Raw genomic sequence first — 15,105 nt, 5'->3', positions numbered from 1 at the left:
CGCTGGGCGTGGCGGCGGGGCTGGTGCTCCTGCGGCGGCGGGTGCCCGGGGCCTGGCTGGGCCTGGCGTGGCTGATACTGCCGTTGCTGCCGGCGCTGCACCTTCGCGCGCTCGGGGAGAGCGCGGTCTCCGAGCGCTACGACTACCTGCCGTCGGTGGGGTTCTGTCTGGGCGTCGCCGCGGCATGGGGCGCCTGGAGCGCCCGGGCGCGCCGCGAGGCCGCATCCTCGGGAGCCCTGGTGCCCGCGGTCGTCGCGGGCGCGGTGCTGCTGGCCGCCACCGCGCGCGCCGCGACGCAGGTGGGCGTCTGGCAGGACGAGGTGAGCCTGTGGGCGAATGCCGTGGAGGTGAGCCCGGACGCGCCCTCGCCGCACTACCAGTTGGGGAGTGCCCTCCTGCGCGAGGAACGCGTGGACGAAGCCCTGCCCGCGCTGGAGCACGCGGTGAGGCTGCGGCCCCATGACGCCCTCGCCGTGGACGCCCTGGCCCGGGGCCTGCTCAAGGCGGGGCAGCCCGCCCGGGCCCGGGAGCTGTTGGAGGCCGCGCTCGTCGGGATGCCGGAACAATCCGGCCTCCATTACCGGCTGGGCGAGGCCCTGCGGGCCCTGGGCGAGGATGAAGCCGCGGCGCGCGCCTTGCGGCAGGCGGCGACCCTCGCGCCCGGAAGCGCCGACGCGTGGCGGGCCCTGGGCGAGACGCTGCTCCGCCTGGGCCGCGCGAAGGAGGCGCTGGACCCGCTGGAGAAGGCGCGGGCCCTGTCCCCGGACACCCCGGGCGTGCTCCAGGCACTGGCCCGGGCCCACCATGCGCTCGGAGATGAAGCCCGGGCCGTCGAGCACGAGGCCGCGGCGGCCCGCGCGGGCGCGTCCAAGCCTTGATGCCCGGCCCCTCTTCCGCGGCCGGTCCGGACCTGGCGGCGCACCGGAGCGAGGGGGCATGGACGCACGGGCCCTTCCGGGCGGCGGGTGGCCAGCCGCCCGGACGTGAGTCCCCGGCAACGCCCTGCCGGCGGCGGAGCGCTCGGGTATGGTGCCCCGGCGACGGGAGCCCGCCCGTCCTGTCGCGGACGACGCCACCCACATGAGCGACACGCCTTCTTCCTCTTCCCTCCGCACGCGATTGCTCCTGCTGCTGCTCAGCGTGTGCGGCGTCGCACTGCCGAGTCTGGCCGTGACCATCCCGCCGCTCTGCGACCTGCCCCAGCACCTGGGCCAGGTCCGGTTGCTGCTGGAAGCCCTTCACGACCCGAGTGGGGCGTACCGCATCCAGCCGCTGACGCCCTACTGGGGTTCGAACGTGGTGCTGCTGCCGCTGTGGCTGACGCTGCCAGCGCGGTGGTTGGGCAGCGCGTCGGTGCTGGCGCTGGGGGCGCTCTTCGCCGCGGCGGTGCACTGGCTGGCCTGGCGCCGGAATCACTCGCCCGAGGCCGCCGTGCTCGGCTCCCTCTTCTTCTTCAGCCAGGTGCTGTACTGGGGGTTCACCCCGCTGCTCGCCGGCTGGCCCGTCTACGTGGTGTGGCTGCACTTCATCCAGTCCCCCCGGGCGACCACACCGCGAGGGGTGTTGCCGTTCCTGCTGGGGGCGGCGCTGCTCTACTGGTTCCACGCCCTCTGGTTCGCGATGGGCATGTTCACCCTGGCGTTGAACTGGGCCCGGACCCGGCCGGGATGGAAGACCGTCCTGCTCCAGGGTTCGGCCGTGACGCCCGTGGGGCTGTTCGCGCTGTGGTGGTTCTCCCAGCTCTCGAAGCGGGGCTTCAACTCTCCCATCTTCTACGAGCGCGACTTCTGGGTGCGCATCTCCCCCGTGCGCTTCGTCAGCGCGGCCTTTGGAGGAATGCGCGACTCCGTGGAGGGGCCCGTCTTCATCCTCATCGTCCTGTGGATGGGATTGGGGCTGTGGCAGCACCGCAAGGAGCTGCGCCGCCTGGTGGATTGGGCGCTCGTGGTTCCGGGCCTGTTCATGCTGGCCCTCTCCCTGGTGCTGCCCGACCTGGCCCAGAACACCATCCTCATGGCCGAGCGCTGGGTGCCCTTCGCCATGGCCCTGCTGGTGCTCGCGGTCCCCGCGCCCCGGCTTCCCGTGAAGGCGCTGCGCGCGTGGTCCGCGGCGGCCATGCTGCTGCTGACGGGCTTCACCACGCTGGTCTGGCGCGCCTTCGAGAAGCAGGACCTGTCCGGGCTGGAGGCCGCCGTGGACGCCGTGCCGGAGGGCGCCCGCGTCCTGGGGCTCGACTACCTGCGGGGAAGCCGGATCATCGAGGGACGCCCCTTCCTGCAGACCTTCGCCTGGACGTACGTGTGGCGCGGGGCGAGCAACAACTTCTCCTTCTCCTGGTTCGCCCCCAGCCCGGTGGTCCTCCGCCGCCTGCGCGCGCCGCCCTGGACCCAGGGCCTGGAGTGGAACGCCCGCGCAGTCCGGCCGGAGCGGGATTTCCGCTCCTTCGAATACGCCCTGGTGGGCCTGCCCGACGGCGACCATGAGGGCCTGCCCCAGCACCTCCCGCTGGAGCCCGTCACGCACGAGGGCCGGTGGCGGCTGTACCGGACCGCCCTTCCCCCCCCACCGCCCGCTCCCGCGCAGGTCGCCCCCACGCCGAAACCGTGACGCCCGGCGGTCCTGACTAGGGGCCGCCCTCCACGAGCGGGGCCGGCGATGCGCACTTGAAGCGGAAGGTCCGTCCCCGGATTTCGTAGAGGCCCGTGCCTTCCGCGCAGGAGAACAGGGCGTGACGCTGCATGGCCGCGAAGCGCGTCACCGTGTAGGGCGTGGAGGGCTGGAACACGCGCGGCGGGGGCCACGGGCGGCTGGCGTCGGAGCGGATCCCCGACCACAGGGGCACGACCTCCAGGTGCGTGGGCGGGTGCGCATCCAGGTAGCCCTGCGCATCCGGGCCCAGCATGCCGGGCGTGTTGAGTCCCAGCGTGTCCACCACGAAGGCCTGGCCGAAGTAGCGCACCGCTCCGGCATCCGTCACCCAGACCACGGCCTCGGGCGGAGCGCTCGCCAGGGCGCGGCCCAGCGCCACCTGCGTATCGTCGATGTTGTGGGCGTCGTTGGTCAGCCGCTCCAGGCGGGGCGGCAGCCCCAGGGCACAGGCCAGCGCCGGAAGCAGGGCCAGGGCCGCCACCGCCGGGCGCCCCAGGGACGGAACGCGCGTCTGGAGCCACCCTCCTCCCAGCACCAGGAAGGGCGCGATGAGCAGGGGCAGCGCGGGCAGCGCGTAGCGCTGGTGGTAGAAGACGGAAGGGTCGATGGGCGGGATGAGCTTGAAGGACACCGCGCAGAAGAGGAGCCCGGATACGGCGGCGGCGGCGGCCAGCCGCGAAGGTGCTGAAACCTCCGCGCGCATGAGCTCCACGATGGCGAGCACCGCCAGCACGACCAGCACCGGCAACACGGTGAAGGTGAGCCCCGGAAGCAGCTCCCCGAAGCCCAACGCCTGCGCCATCCAGAGGCTCGGGCCGCCCGAGCCCACCTTCGCGTAGAACGTGGCGGTCAGCGGCCGGCCCGACGCTGCGAGGTTCCACAAGGACAGCAAGCCGAAGGACGCGAACGTCCCCGCCGCCGCGGCGACGAGGTACGGCACGGGGGCCCGCCAGGAACGGCGGTCGCGCACGAGCAGCAGCACCGGCAGCGTGAACGCGAGCACGGGCAGCTCCGGGCGGCAGAGCGGCGCGGCCACGCTGACGAGCCCGAACGCAAGCGGCGAGCGCGCCCCCAGGCAGAGCACCAGCCCCCACGCGGCCAGGGTGGCCAGGGGGACCTCCATCCCGCTGACGCTGGCCGCCACCAGGTCCGGATGCACCAGGACCGCCAGCGCGCCGCCCAGCGCCCAGGCCACGCTGGCCCGGCGCAGCGCGAGGAACGCGGCCACGCAGGAGAGCAGGTGGAGGACGAAGCCGGTGAGCTTCACCAGCAGCACGCGCGTCGCCACGTCAGCGGACAGCAGGTGCGCGGGCGCGAGCACCACGGCCCACAAGGGGGAGGTCTCTCCGGTGGCCGGGACGCCCGGGTTGTAGCTGAGCCCCGCGCCGCTCGCGAAGGCGCGGGCGTACACGGCGTGGATCCACGCGTCGTCCACGGGGAAGCCGCGGACCGTCAGGTACTCCGGCGAGAACCAGGCCCAGAGTCCCAGCAGGGCCAGCCCCGTCCCGACGAGCGCGCCCACCGCGCCCCACGGGCGGCCAGCGCCAGCAGGCACCGTCCCGGGGCCCTCCTCAACCGACACGGGACCCGCCCGGCTCGTCCAGCTCATCCGTGAGGCCGTGCTTCGCCAACCGGTAGCGGAAGGAGCGGAAGGACAGGCCCAGCAGCTCCGCGGCGCGCGTCTTCACGCCCTGGGACTGCTTGAGCGCGGCCAGCAGGTGCCGCCGCTCGCTTTCGTCCAGGTGGCGCTCCAGGTTGAAGCCCGAGCCCAGCGAAGGCTCGCCGCTGTCGCCCGGGCGGCTCAGGGGCTCCGACTCACCGCGCACCGCGGGCGGCAGCGTCCCCGGCCCCAGCAGCTCCGAGTCCGACAGCGTGGCCGCGCGCTCCACCATGTTCTGCAGCTGGCGCACGTTGCCCGGGAACGCATAGCGCTCCATCAACGCGAGCGTCTCCGGCGCGAAGCGCAGGGCCGGCCGGCCCAGTTCCTCCGCCAGCCGCGCCAGGAAGTGCGTGGCGAGCGGCGGAATGTCCTCCGGCCGCTCGCGCAGCGGGGGCAGCTCCAGCGTGATGACGTTGAGCCGGTAGAAGAGGTCCTCGCGGAAGCGGCCCGCCTTCACCTCCGCCTCCAGCCGGCGGTTGGTGGCCGCGATGACGCGCGCCTGGAAGGGAATCTCCGCCGCGCTGCCCACCGGCTTCACCTTGCGCTCCTGCAGCACGCGCAACAGCTTCACCTGCGTGGCGAGCGGCATCTCGCCCACCTCGTCCAGCATCACCGTGCCCTCGGCCGCGGACACCAGCAGGCCCGGCCGCTCATGCGTGGCGCCCGTGAAGGACCCCTTCATGTGGCCGAACAGCTCGCTCTCCAGCACGCCTTCATTGAGGGCGCCGCAGTTGAAGGGGAGGAAGGGCTGGGCGGCGCGCTGGCCGCGCAGGTGGATGGCGCGCGCCACCAGCTCCTTGCCGGTGCCGCTCTCCCCCGTCACCAGCACCGTGCTGCGGCCCGGCGCCACCTTCTCCACCAGCTGCCACAGGGCGCGCATGCGGGGGCTCGTCCCCACCAGCAACCCGCCCAGGCCGGGCAGGAGCCGCGACTTGAGCGTGAGGTTCTCCTGGCGCAGCGCGCGCTTCTCCAGCGCCTTGTGCACCAGCAGCCGCAGCTCCTCGTTGTCGAAGGGCTTGCAGATGTAGTCGTAGGCGCCCTCGCGCATGGCCTCCACCGCGGAGGACGGCGTGCCGAAGGCGGTGATGAGCACCACCTCCGGCGGCTCCTTGCGCGAGCGCGCCGTGCGCAGCACGTCCAGGCCGCTGCCCGAGCCCAGCTTCATGTCGGAGATGACCAGGTCCACCTGGTCCTTCTCCAGCATGGCGCGCGCGTTCTCCACGGAGGGCACGCTCGTCACGGCGTAGCCTTCCCTCACCAAGAGGATCTCCAGGTACTCGCGCATGGACAGCTCGTCGTCCACCACCAGCACGTGGCCGCGCGACCCACCGTCATGGGGGAGCGGCGCCGTCACAGGGGCAGCCCCACGAGGAACTCGGTGCCTTCAGCGGGATTGGACGTCACGCGGATGGTGCCTCCGTGCGCGTGGATGATGGAGTGCGCGGTGGACAGGCCCAGCCCGGTGCCACCGTTGCGGGTCGTGAAGAACGGCTCGAACAGGTGTCCCATCATCTCCTCCGTGATGCTTCCCGCCGAGTCCCACACGCGAATCTGCGCTTCCTTGTCCGCGCGCGCCAGCGCCACCCGGACGGTTCCCTTTGGACCCGCCGCCTGGATGCCATTGCGCACCAGGTTGAGGAGCACCTGACGCAGCTGGTCCGGATCCACCGGCGCCGTCAGCGCGTCCACCAGGCGCACCTCCAGTTGCACTTCGCGTGAAAGCGGATCCGCGCGGAGCATGTCCACCGTCTCCGACAGCAGCGTGTCCAGGGCCACCGGCCGGCGCTGCGGCTCGGGTGGGCGCGCGAAGCGCAGGAAGTCCTCCACCAACCGCGCCAGCCGGTCCGCCTCGCGCGTGAGGATGCCGGTGAGCTTCGTCACCACCACGTCACCGGACGGGTCCTGGGCCAGGAGCTGCGCGGAGCCGCGCATGGCGGCCAGCGGGTTGCGGATTTCATGCGCCAGCTGCGCGGACAGCGCACCCAGGCTGGCCAGCCGGTCCGTGCGCTTGAGGTCCTCCTCCATGCGCCGCAGCTCCGTGAGGTCCTGGAAGACGATGAGCAGCGAGCCCGCCTCGCCCTCCAGGGGCGACACGGACAACCCCAGCACCCGCTGGCCCCCGGGCGTCTTCACCCGCAGCTCACCCCGGGTGGCGCGCGGCGCCAGCACGGACACGCCCGGCAGGAGCTTCTCCAGCGTCTGGCCCACGCACGCGCTGTCCGTGACCTGGAGGATGCCGCAGGCCGCGGTGTTGAGGAAGGTGACGCGCCGCTCGGCGTCACAGGTGACGAGCCCTGACGGCATGGAGGACAGGATGAGCTGCTGCAGCCGCCCCAGCCGGCGCAGGTCCGCCTCGCTCTGGGACAGCGCACCGCCCGTGGCGGACAACTGGCGCGACAGGTAGCCGGACAGCACGGCGATGAGGCCCAGCGCCAGCACGTTGCTGCCCAGCACGAAGAGCACCCGCGAGGGCGCCATCGTCGGGGCGTCCGCCGGCAGGGTGAGCCGCATGACCAGCAGCAGCCCGGTGAAGGCCAGCGAGGACACGACCGCGGCCCACAGCGCGCCGCGCCGATCCAACACCACCGCCGCGCCGATGACGGCCAGGCTGTAGAGGAACGTCAGCGGCGACTCCGCGCCGCCGCTCAGGAACACCAGGCCGGTGGCGATGATGACGTCGCCCACCACCTGCACCACGGCGTCCAGGCGCCCCGCGGTGCCCCGGCGCAAGCGCAGGCCCGTCACCACCGTGAGGACGTAGGCCGCCGCGATGACACCGAACGACAGCGAGTCCGCGCGGCTGGGCTCCTGCGCGGGCTGGGTCGCCAGCCGGACCACCGTCACGACGAGCGACAGGCTCGCCGCCACGGTGCGGAACAACACCAGCCACACCAGACGCGAGCGCAGCCCGGGGGCCACGCCGCGCATCAGCCTTCCACCGCCCGCGCTACTTGATGGCGCCGGCAAGCGAGAAGATGGGCAGGTACATGGCGATGAGGAAGCCGCCGACCACGCCGCCCAGGAACACCATGAGGAGCGGTTCGATCATCGAGGTGAGGGCGCTGACCGCCGTGTCCACCTCGTCGTCGTAGAAGTCGGCGATCTTGTTGAGCATGGTGTCCATGGCGCCCGTCGCCTCGCCGACGCCAATCATCTGCACCACCATGGACGGGAACACCTTCGTCTCCAGCAGCGGGCCCGCGATGTTCTTGCCCTCGGCGATCTTCCCGCGCACGTAGTAGATGGCCTCTTCCACCGTGCGGTTACCGGCCGTCTTCGCCGTCACGTCCAGCGCGTCCAGGATGGGCACGCCCGAGGAGATCATCGTGCCCAGCGTGCGCGTGAAGCGCGCCACGGCCACCTTGCGGAGCACGTCGCCGAACAGGGGCATCTTGAGGAAGACCTTGTCCCAGAACTTGCGGCCCTTGGGCTGGCGGTAGCTCCAGGTGAAGGAGAACACCACCGCCGCGATGCCGACCACGGTGTGGATGAAGTACGCCTGGGCGAACTTCGACATGTCCACGACCACCTGCGTGGGCGCGGGCAGCTTGGAGTTGAAGTCCGCGAACATCTTCTCGAAGACGGGCGTCACCTTGAGCAGCAGCAGCGCCGTCACGCCAATGGCCACCAGGATGACCACCGACGGGTAGGTCATGGCGCTCTTGACCTTGGCCTTCAGCTTCTCGCTCTTCTCACGGTAGGCGGCGAGCCGGTTGAGGATGGTGTCGAGGATACCGCCCACCTCGCCCGCGGCGCACAGCTGCACGTAGAGCTCGTCGAAGATCTTGGGGTGCTCCTTCAGCGCGTCCGCGAAGGTGCTGCCCTGCTCCACCTTGCTCTTGATGGCGAACACCACCTTCTTGAAGGCGGGGTTGTCCATCTGGCTGGCGAGGATGTCCAAGCACTGCACCAGCGGCAGGCCGGCGTCGATCATCGTCGCGAACTGACGGGTGAAGATGAGGATGTCCTTGCCCGTCACCCCGCCCATGCCGGGCAGGGAGATGGCCCCGTCGAGGGCGCCCTTCTTGCGCACCTTCGTGGGGTTGAGGCCGAGCGACTTCAGGCGCGCGTTGACGGCCTCGATGTCCGGGGCCTCCATCTCGCCCTTCTTGTTCTCCCCGCTCTTGGTCTTCGCCTCCCAGAGGAACTGGGCACTGTTCTTCTTGGACGCTGTCGCCTTCTGTTGCACTGCGGGTGCTGCCATGACGGGACCTCCGGGGAGGGCGAGGAGTCTAACCTGTGATTTTCATGCCCCAAAACTAACGGGCACCCGCTCCCCCGGCCGGCCGCTGGGCTCCGCCCGTTCCACCACCCGAGGCGAGGATGTTGCGCAGCTCCTCCGGGTCGGAAGAACGGCCGAAGGCCTCGTCCTGGGAGATGACCCGGCGCGCCAGAAGGGCGGCCAGCGCCTGGTTGAACGTCTGCATGCCGTACTTCGCCTGGCCCACCTGCATGGACGAGTAGATCTGGTGGACCTTGTCCTCGCGGATGAGGTTCCGGATGGCGGGGTTGGGCACCATGACCTCCAGGGCCAGCACGCGGCCCGGCCCACCCACCTTGGAGACGAGCGCCTGGCTCATCACGCCCTCCAGCACGAAGGACATCTGGGCGCGCACCTGGGGCTGCTGGTACGGCGGGAAGACGTCCAGCACGCGGTTGATGGTCTGCACCGCGCTGTTGGTGTGCAGCGTCGCGTAGCAGATGTGGCCCGTCTCCGCGATGGTGAGCGCCGCCTCGATGGTCTCCAGGTCTCGGAGCTCACCGACCAGCACGATGTCCGGGTCCTGGCGGAGGATGTACTTGAGGGCCGTCTTGAAGTTGCGCGTGTCCGCACCGACCTCGCGCTGGTTCACCAGGCAGTTCTTGTGCGGGTGCAGGTACTCGATGGGGTCCTCGATGGTCATGATGTGCTCATGACGCTCGGTGTTGATCTTGTCGATCATCGAGGCCAGCGTGGTGGACTTGCCGGAGCCCGTGGGGCCCGTCACCAGGATGAGGCCGCGCGGCTTCTTCACCAGCTCCGCCACCACCGGCGGCAGGCCCAGCTCCTGGAACGTCAAAATCTTGAAGGGAATCGTGCGGAACGCACCGGCGACGGCGCCGCGCTGCATGAAGATGTTCGCGCGGAAGCGCGACAGGCCCTTCACGCCGAACGACAGGTCCAGCTCGTTCTCCTCCTCGAACTTGTGCTTCTGGGCGTCCGTGAGGATGGAGTAGCAGAGCTGCTTGGTCTCCACGGGCGTGAGCGGCGCCGTCTTGAGCGGGACGAGTTCACCGTCCACGCGGAGCTGCGGCGGCGAGCCGGTGGTGATGTGGAGGTCGGAAGAGCCCTTCTCGACCATCGCCTTGAGGAGCTGGTGCAGGTTGGCCACGGATGCGTGTCCTGTCGGAGGAAGAAGTGTGGAGAGGAGGTGGGGTGACTAGAAGCGGTCCGGCGCGGTGTTGCCCACGACCTCTTCGAGCGTCGTCATTCCGTCCATGAGCTTCTTGAGCGCGCTCATGCGCAGGCTGCTCATGCCCAGGCGGATGGCCTCCTGCTTGAGCTCCGCGGCGGAGGCGCCGTTGATGACCAGCTCCTTGAGGCCGTCCCAGAAGGGCATGACCTCGTAGATGGCCACGCGGCCGCGGTAGCCGCGGTCGTTGCACTCGCGGCAGCCGACCTTCTCGTACATGGTGAAGGTGCCCATCTTGTCCGGCGGGATGCCCGCGTCGATGAGGGCCTGCTCGTCCACCTTCTCCGCGGGGCGCTTGCACGCGGGGCACAGGCGGCGCGCCAGACGCTGGGCGAGGATGAGGTTGAGCGACGCCGTCACGAGGAACGGCTCGATGCCCATGTTGAGCAGACGGCTCACCGTGCCAGGGGCGTCGTTGGTGTGCAGCGTGGAGAGCACCAGGTGGCCCGTGAGCGCCGCCTTCACGCCGATTTCCGCCGTCTCGAAGTCGCGGATCTCACCGATCATGATGATGTCGGGGTCCTGGCGGAGGAAGGAGCGCAGGCCGGCCGCGAAGTTCAGGCCGATGTCTTCATGCATCTGCACCTGGTTGATGCCGGCGAAGTTGAATTCGACCGGGTCCTCCGCGGTGCAGATGTTGGTGCCCACGTCGTTGAGGCTGGAGAGCGCCGAGTACAGCGTCGTCGTCTTGCCGGAACCCGTGGGGCCCGTCACCAGCACCATGCCGTAGGGACGGTCGATGGCCTCCTTGAACCAGGCCAGGGGCGTCGCGTCGAAGCCCAGCTTGGTCATGTCCAGCTGCAGGTTGCTCTTGTCGAGCAAGCGCATCACGACCTTCTCGCCGAAGAGCGTGGGGCACACGCTCACGCGGAAGTCCATCTCCTTGCCGCCGCCGATCTTGATCTTGATGCGGCCGTCCTGCGGCAGGCGGCGTTCGGAGATGTCCAGCGACGCCATGATCTTCAGACGGCTGGTGATGGCGTTGCGCAGCTTCATGGGCGGGCGCATCACCTCGTACATCACGCCGTCGATGCGGAAGCGGACCCGGAAGTCCTTCTCGTACGGTTCGATGTGGATGTCGGACGCGCGCTTCTTGATGGCGTCCATGAGGATGAGGTTCACCAGCTTGACCACGGGCGCGTCATCCGCGGCCTTGGCCATCTCATCCACGTTCTCCTGCTCCTCCTTGGCGACCTCGATGTCGTCGCCCACGTCGCCGACGATGTCCTCCAGCGAGGGGCCCTTCTCCGCGTAGTAGCGTTCAATCGATTCGCGGATGGAGATTTCGGACGCGACGACGGCTTCGATGTTGTAGCCGGTGAGGAACTTCAGGTCGTCCACCGCGAAGATGTTGGACGGGTCGCACATGGCCACGATGAGCGAGGGCCCTGCGCGGTTGACCGGGATCACCAGGTGCTTCTCGGCCACTTCCTTGGGCACGAGCTTGATGATGTCCGGATCAATGTCGAAGTCCTTCAGGTTGATCGCCGGCACGCCGTACTGCTTCGACAGGAAGTCGGTGAGCTTCGACTCCTCGATGGCGCCCGTCTTGATGAGCGCCGTGCCGATGCGCGCACCACTCTTCTGCTGCTCCTCCTGCGCCTTGCGGAGTTGCTGGACGGAGATGAGGTTCTCGCGCACCAGCAATTCACCGAGTCGACCGGACATTTCTGGGATGCCTCTTTGAGCGTGAGGAGGGAACAGCCAGAGCCCCGGCTGTCAGCGGGACCCGCGGGGGGAATGAGGCCATGCTACAGGGGCCTGAAGCCCTGGCACGGATCCTCCCGGATTAGAGGAAACCGATGCGCGGCCTGTCAAGGCGCCCTGGCGTGCTCCCTTGCTGTCCGGAGCCCTCTTTCAGAGGGCGCGACAGACCCTACCCGTCGCCGCGGGCCACCACGGTGCGGGCGGCCTCCACGTCGCGCTTGATTTGACCCACCAACTCTGCGGCGGAACCAAATCGTTGCTCGGGCCGCAGCCGCTCCAGGAACTGCACCCGCAGCTCCTTGCCGTAGAGGTCGCCGGTGAAGTCCAGGAGGTGCGCCTCGATGGTGACCTCCGTGCCGCCGAAGGTGGGCTTCACGCCGATGTTGGCCGCCCCCGGCCGCCAGGGCCCATCCGCTTCCGCCAGGAGGCGCACGCGGATGGCGTACACGCCGGGCGCGGGCCGCAGCTCGTTCTGCGTGTCCACGTTGGCGGTGGGAAAGCCGATGGTGCGCCCCCGGCCCGCGCCGGACACCACCGTGCCATCCAGGTCGAACGGGCGGCCGAGCAGGCGCCTGGCCGCGCCCACCCTGCCCTCCAGGATGTACTCGCGGATCCGCGACGAGGACGCGACGACGCCGTCCACGTTCACCGGCTGCACCACGTGCACCCGGGCGCCCCGCTTCGCCGCGGCGTCGCGCAGCGTGGTGACGGTGCCGGCGCGCTGGGCGCCGTAGGTGTAGTCACTGCCCACGACGACGTGGCCCACGCCCAGCGTGTCGAAGAGGGCGGCCTCGAAGTCCTGCGGCGTGGAGCGCGCGTAGTCGCGGGTGAAGGGCTGCACCACCCCGTGGGACAGGCCGCACGCGGCGAGCAGCTCCAGCTTGCGCGGCAGGAGCGTAATCAGCTTGGGCGCCAGGTCCGGCTGGAGCACCTTGCCCGGGTGGGGCTGGAAGGTGAGCGCGTTCGCGGGGCCGTGGCGAAGCGCTTCCGCGAAGAGGGCCTGGTGGCCCACGTGCACGCCGTCGAAGTTGCCCAGCGCGAGGGCCTGCCCCTGAAGCTGGCGGCCCGCCTCGGACACGGACTGGAAGACCTTCATGGCCCTTCCCTATACCACCCCGCGCGCTTTTGCCCTGGCCAACCCACGCGGCTCCATGGTTAGAGGCCCCCGTTCCCGCCATGCGCCCTGCCCTGCTCCCTGAACCGGTCGGCCTCAAGTTCGTCCCCCTGGAAGCGCCCCCGGACTGGGACGCGGAGTTCGGCTTCACGGGGCCGCTGGAGCTGGAGATCGGCTCCGGGGCGGGTGGGCACGCGCTGGAGTACTGCCGCCGCAACCCCGGCGTGCGCTTCGTGGCCTTCGAGTGGCGCAAGAAGTACGCGCGCGACACGCAGATGCGCGCGGAGAAGGCGGGCATGAAGAACCTGCGCGTCGTCGAATCCGACGCGCGCTTCGTGGTGCCGCGCATCTTCGCGCCCGGGTCGCTGGACGTCATCCACCTGCAGTTCCCCGACCCGTGGTGGAAGCGCTCGCACGCCAAGCGGGCCGTCGTGCAGCCGGATTTCGCGAAGGTGATGCTGGGGCTGCTCAAGCCCGGTGGCCGCTTCGACATGCGCACCGACGTGCAGGACCGCGGGGTGGCCATGCTGGGCATCCTGGAGGCGGCGGGCTTCCACAACCCGCTGGGCGCCGGGGTGTTCCACCCGTACGACCCGGAGGAGGTGCCCTCCACCCGTGAGCGGCGCTACCTGTCATCCGGAGAGCCCGTGTACCGCGCACGCCTGGTGAAATCCGCGCCGTAGCCTGCACCGGACCTGTCTGGCCCTGGACGCCCGGCGGCCTCGTGTCCGCGGGTGCCCGGAAGGGCCCTTGGCAGCGCCCTCCACCCGGAGGAGAATCCACCCACGGGGTTCCCGCCCCAGGGGACACTCGCGACGTCGGGCCACGACCGCATCCTGTTGGGGGGTGGGCGCCTCATGCCGGAAGCCGAAAGGAAACGGATGCCGGAGGGCGTGCGCAGGAGCGGACCCGCCAACGACTTCTCCGGGCGCACCGTGCTCATCGTGGACGATGATCCGGCGCAGATCCGCCACGTGCGCGAGGGCCTGGCCCCGCACGGCTACGTCTTCAAGGAAGCGCTGGACGGGACGCAGGCGCTGTCCGCCATCCGCGCGGGCCGGCCGGACCTCATCGTGATGGACGTGGAGATGCCGGGCCTGGGCGGCGTGGAGGTGTGCCGCATCGTCAAGGCGAACGCGGGCGAGGGCGGCTTCGGCTTCATCCCCGTCATCCTGATGACGGCCCGGCAGGCGGCGGGCAAGGTGGAGGGGCTGGAGCTGGGCGCGGACGACTACCTGGTGAAGCCCTTCGACATGCTGGAGCTGGGCGCGCGCGTGAAGTCCATGCTGCGGCTCAAGGCGTTGCAGGACGCGCTCCTGGAGAAGAACCGCGAACTGGAGTGGGCCAACCGCGAGCTGGACCGCCGCCGGCAGGAGCTGCTCGCGCTCAGCCGCACGGACGCGCTCACGGGCCTGTACAACCGGCGCTACTTCGAGGAGCGGCTGAGCGAGGAGTTCATGCGCTCGCGCCGGTACCGCTCTCCCCTGTCGCTGGTGATGCTGGACATCGACCACTTCAAGCGCATCAACGACACGTTCGGCCACCCCTTCGGGGACGAGGTGCTGCGCGCGGTGGCGCACACGGCGCGCGCGACGCTGCGGGAGGTGGACCTGCTGGCCCGCTACGGCGGCGAGGAGTTCATTGCCCTGTTGCCGGAGGCGGCCCCCCAGGACGCGCTGCGGGCGTGCGAGCGTGTGCGCGAGGCGATTGAGCGGCTGGAGCTGACGTGGAAGTCGCCGGACGGAGTGTCGCGGGAGGTGAAGCTGACCGCGTCGCTGGGCGTGGCGACGGTGCCCGCGGACGACCTGCCGGGCACGGAGGCCCTGCTGCGCGCGGCGGACACGAGCCTGTATTCCGCCAAGGGAACGGGGCGCAATCGCGTCCACCAGCACGCGGCGTGACACACCTCCCGCTTCCCCACGGCGGCGGTTTGACCTAAATCGGAGGCCCCATGCGCCCGCTCGCGATGACGACCTGGCTGCTGTTCGCCTTCCTAGCCCTGAGCGGTTGCAGCCGGCTGCAGCCGGATACCCCCGTGGGGGCCTACCAGACGTTCCACCGGCACGTGCAGCGCGGAGAGCTGCCCAAGGCGTACGCAGGGCTGTCACAACAGACCCAGCAGGTCCTGAAGACGCGAGCGCAGCAGGTGAGCGACGCGTCCGGGGGCATGGTGAAGCCGGAGCCGCTCCCGCTGTTCTTCGCGAATGTCCCGGTGCCGGCGGATGTTCAGGAGGTTTCGCTGCTCCGGCAGGAGGGCGACGTGGCGACCTTGGTGGTGCGCTCGGCGGGAAGGTCGGGCGAGGTCCGGATGGTGAGGGAACCGTCCGGGTGGAAGGTGGACTTTTCAGCATCCCCCCAGCCGTGAGCCCGGGCATGCCCGGGCCCCGCGCATCAGGTAACGTACAACCGTGAACGACAGGAAGACACGGCGGGTGCTCCCCGCAGTCGAAGTCATCCGGAGACCGGGCTCGACGCCCGGTGGCCCGGTGACGCCGTCCTCGACTGCCCCCACCCCCTCCCCC

The 15,105-nt window shown here is 70.3% G+C and carries 12 protein-coding genes; 5 read left to right on the top strand and 7 right to left on the bottom strand.

Features of this window, described 5'->3' with window-relative positions:
* Positions 1–878 (top strand): tetratricopeptide repeat protein (locus tag D7V77_RS32820; protein WP_158624538.1); only part of this gene is annotated, 878 nt, incomplete at its 5' end.
* 202 nt (positions 879–1,080) lie between these two features.
* A complete protein-coding gene (locus D7V77_RS32815; protein WP_147452234.1) occupies positions 1,081–2,607 on the top strand; it encodes a hypothetical protein in 1,527 nt (508 codons plus the stop codon).
* A 16-nt stretch (positions 2,608–2,623) separates the two neighbouring features.
* Here D7V77_RS32815 and D7V77_RS32810 read toward each other — a convergent pair whose 3' ends face one another.
* The 7 genes from D7V77_RS32810 to D7V77_RS32780 all read right to left on the bottom strand — a co-directional run bounded on the left by D7V77_RS32810 (position 2,624) and on the right by D7V77_RS32780 (position 12,565).
* Positions 2,624–4,204 (bottom strand): hypothetical protein, encoded by a 1,581-nt coding sequence (locus tag D7V77_RS32810; protein ID WP_147452233.1) that lies wholly within the window; start codon positions 4,202–4,204, stop codon positions 2,624–2,626.
* A gap of 16 nt (positions 4,205–4,220) precedes the next feature.
* Entirely contained in the window at positions 4,221–5,615 is a 1,395-nt protein-coding gene (locus D7V77_RS32805; protein WP_120580220.1) for a sigma-54 dependent transcriptional regulator, read from the bottom strand.
* Positions 5,616–5,659: 44 nt separating this feature from the next.
* On the bottom strand, positions 5,660–7,237 hold the full coding sequence (locus D7V77_RS32800; protein WP_172810170.1) for a nitrogen regulation protein NR(II): 1,578 nt from the start codon (positions 7,235–7,237) through the stop codon (positions 5,660–5,662).
* Positions 7,238–7,256: 19 nt separating this feature from the next.
* The gene (locus D7V77_RS32795) at positions 7,257–8,513 is read right to left on the bottom strand and encodes a type II secretion system F family protein (protein ID WP_120580215.1); all 1,257 of its coding nucleotides are present in this window, start codon (positions 8,511–8,513) and stop codon (positions 7,257–7,259) included.
* Between the two features lie 55 nt (positions 8,514–8,568).
* On the bottom strand, positions 8,569–9,681 hold the full coding sequence (locus tag D7V77_RS32790; protein ID WP_120580214.1) for a type IV pilus twitching motility protein PilT: 1,113 nt from the start codon (positions 9,679–9,681) through the stop codon (positions 8,569–8,571).
* Positions 9,682–9,729: 48 nt separating this feature from the next.
* A complete protein-coding gene (pilB, locus tag D7V77_RS32785) occupies positions 9,730–11,430 on the bottom strand; it encodes a type IV-A pilus assembly ATPase PilB (protein ID WP_120580213.1) in 1,701 nt (566 codons plus the stop codon).
* A gap of 208 nt (positions 11,431–11,638) precedes the next feature.
* Positions 11,639–12,565: a bifunctional riboflavin kinase/FAD synthetase gene (locus D7V77_RS32780; RefSeq protein ID WP_120580212.1), complete on the bottom strand. Its 927-nt coding sequence runs from the start codon at positions 12,563–12,565 to the stop codon at positions 11,639–11,641.
* Positions 12,566–12,645: 80 nt separating this feature from the next.
* On the opposite strand from D7V77_RS32780, the gene D7V77_RS32775 reads away from it, so the two are divergent.
* The 3 genes from D7V77_RS32775 (at position 12,646) to D7V77_RS32765 (ending at position 14,948) form a co-directional block, all read left to right on the top strand.
* Positions 12,646–13,266, top strand: a complete 621-nt coding sequence (locus D7V77_RS32775) for a tRNA (guanosine(46)-N(7))-methyltransferase TrmB (RefSeq protein WP_120580211.1) — start codon at positions 12,646–12,648, stop codon at positions 13,264–13,266.
* Between the two features lie 210 nt (positions 13,267–13,476).
* Positions 13,477–14,484, top strand: coding sequence for a diguanylate cyclase (locus D7V77_RS32770; protein ID WP_233597376.1), 1,008 nt, complete (start codon positions 13,477–13,479; stop codon positions 14,482–14,484).
* 50 nt (positions 14,485–14,534) lie between these two features.
* Positions 14,535–14,948: a hypothetical protein gene (locus D7V77_RS32765; RefSeq protein WP_120580209.1), complete on the top strand. Its 414-nt coding sequence runs from the start codon at positions 14,535–14,537 to the stop codon at positions 14,946–14,948.
* Positions 14,949–15,105: the final 157 nt, after the last annotated feature.

It is taken from the genome of Corallococcus sp. CA041A, assembly GCF_003612075.1.
GTDB classification, from domain to species: domain Bacteria; phylum Myxococcota; class Myxococcia; order Myxococcales; family Myxococcaceae; genus Corallococcus; species Corallococcus exiguus.
The sequence above is the reverse complement of the archived record's forward strand: the minus strand, read 5'-3'. Positions and strand labels throughout refer to the sequence as shown.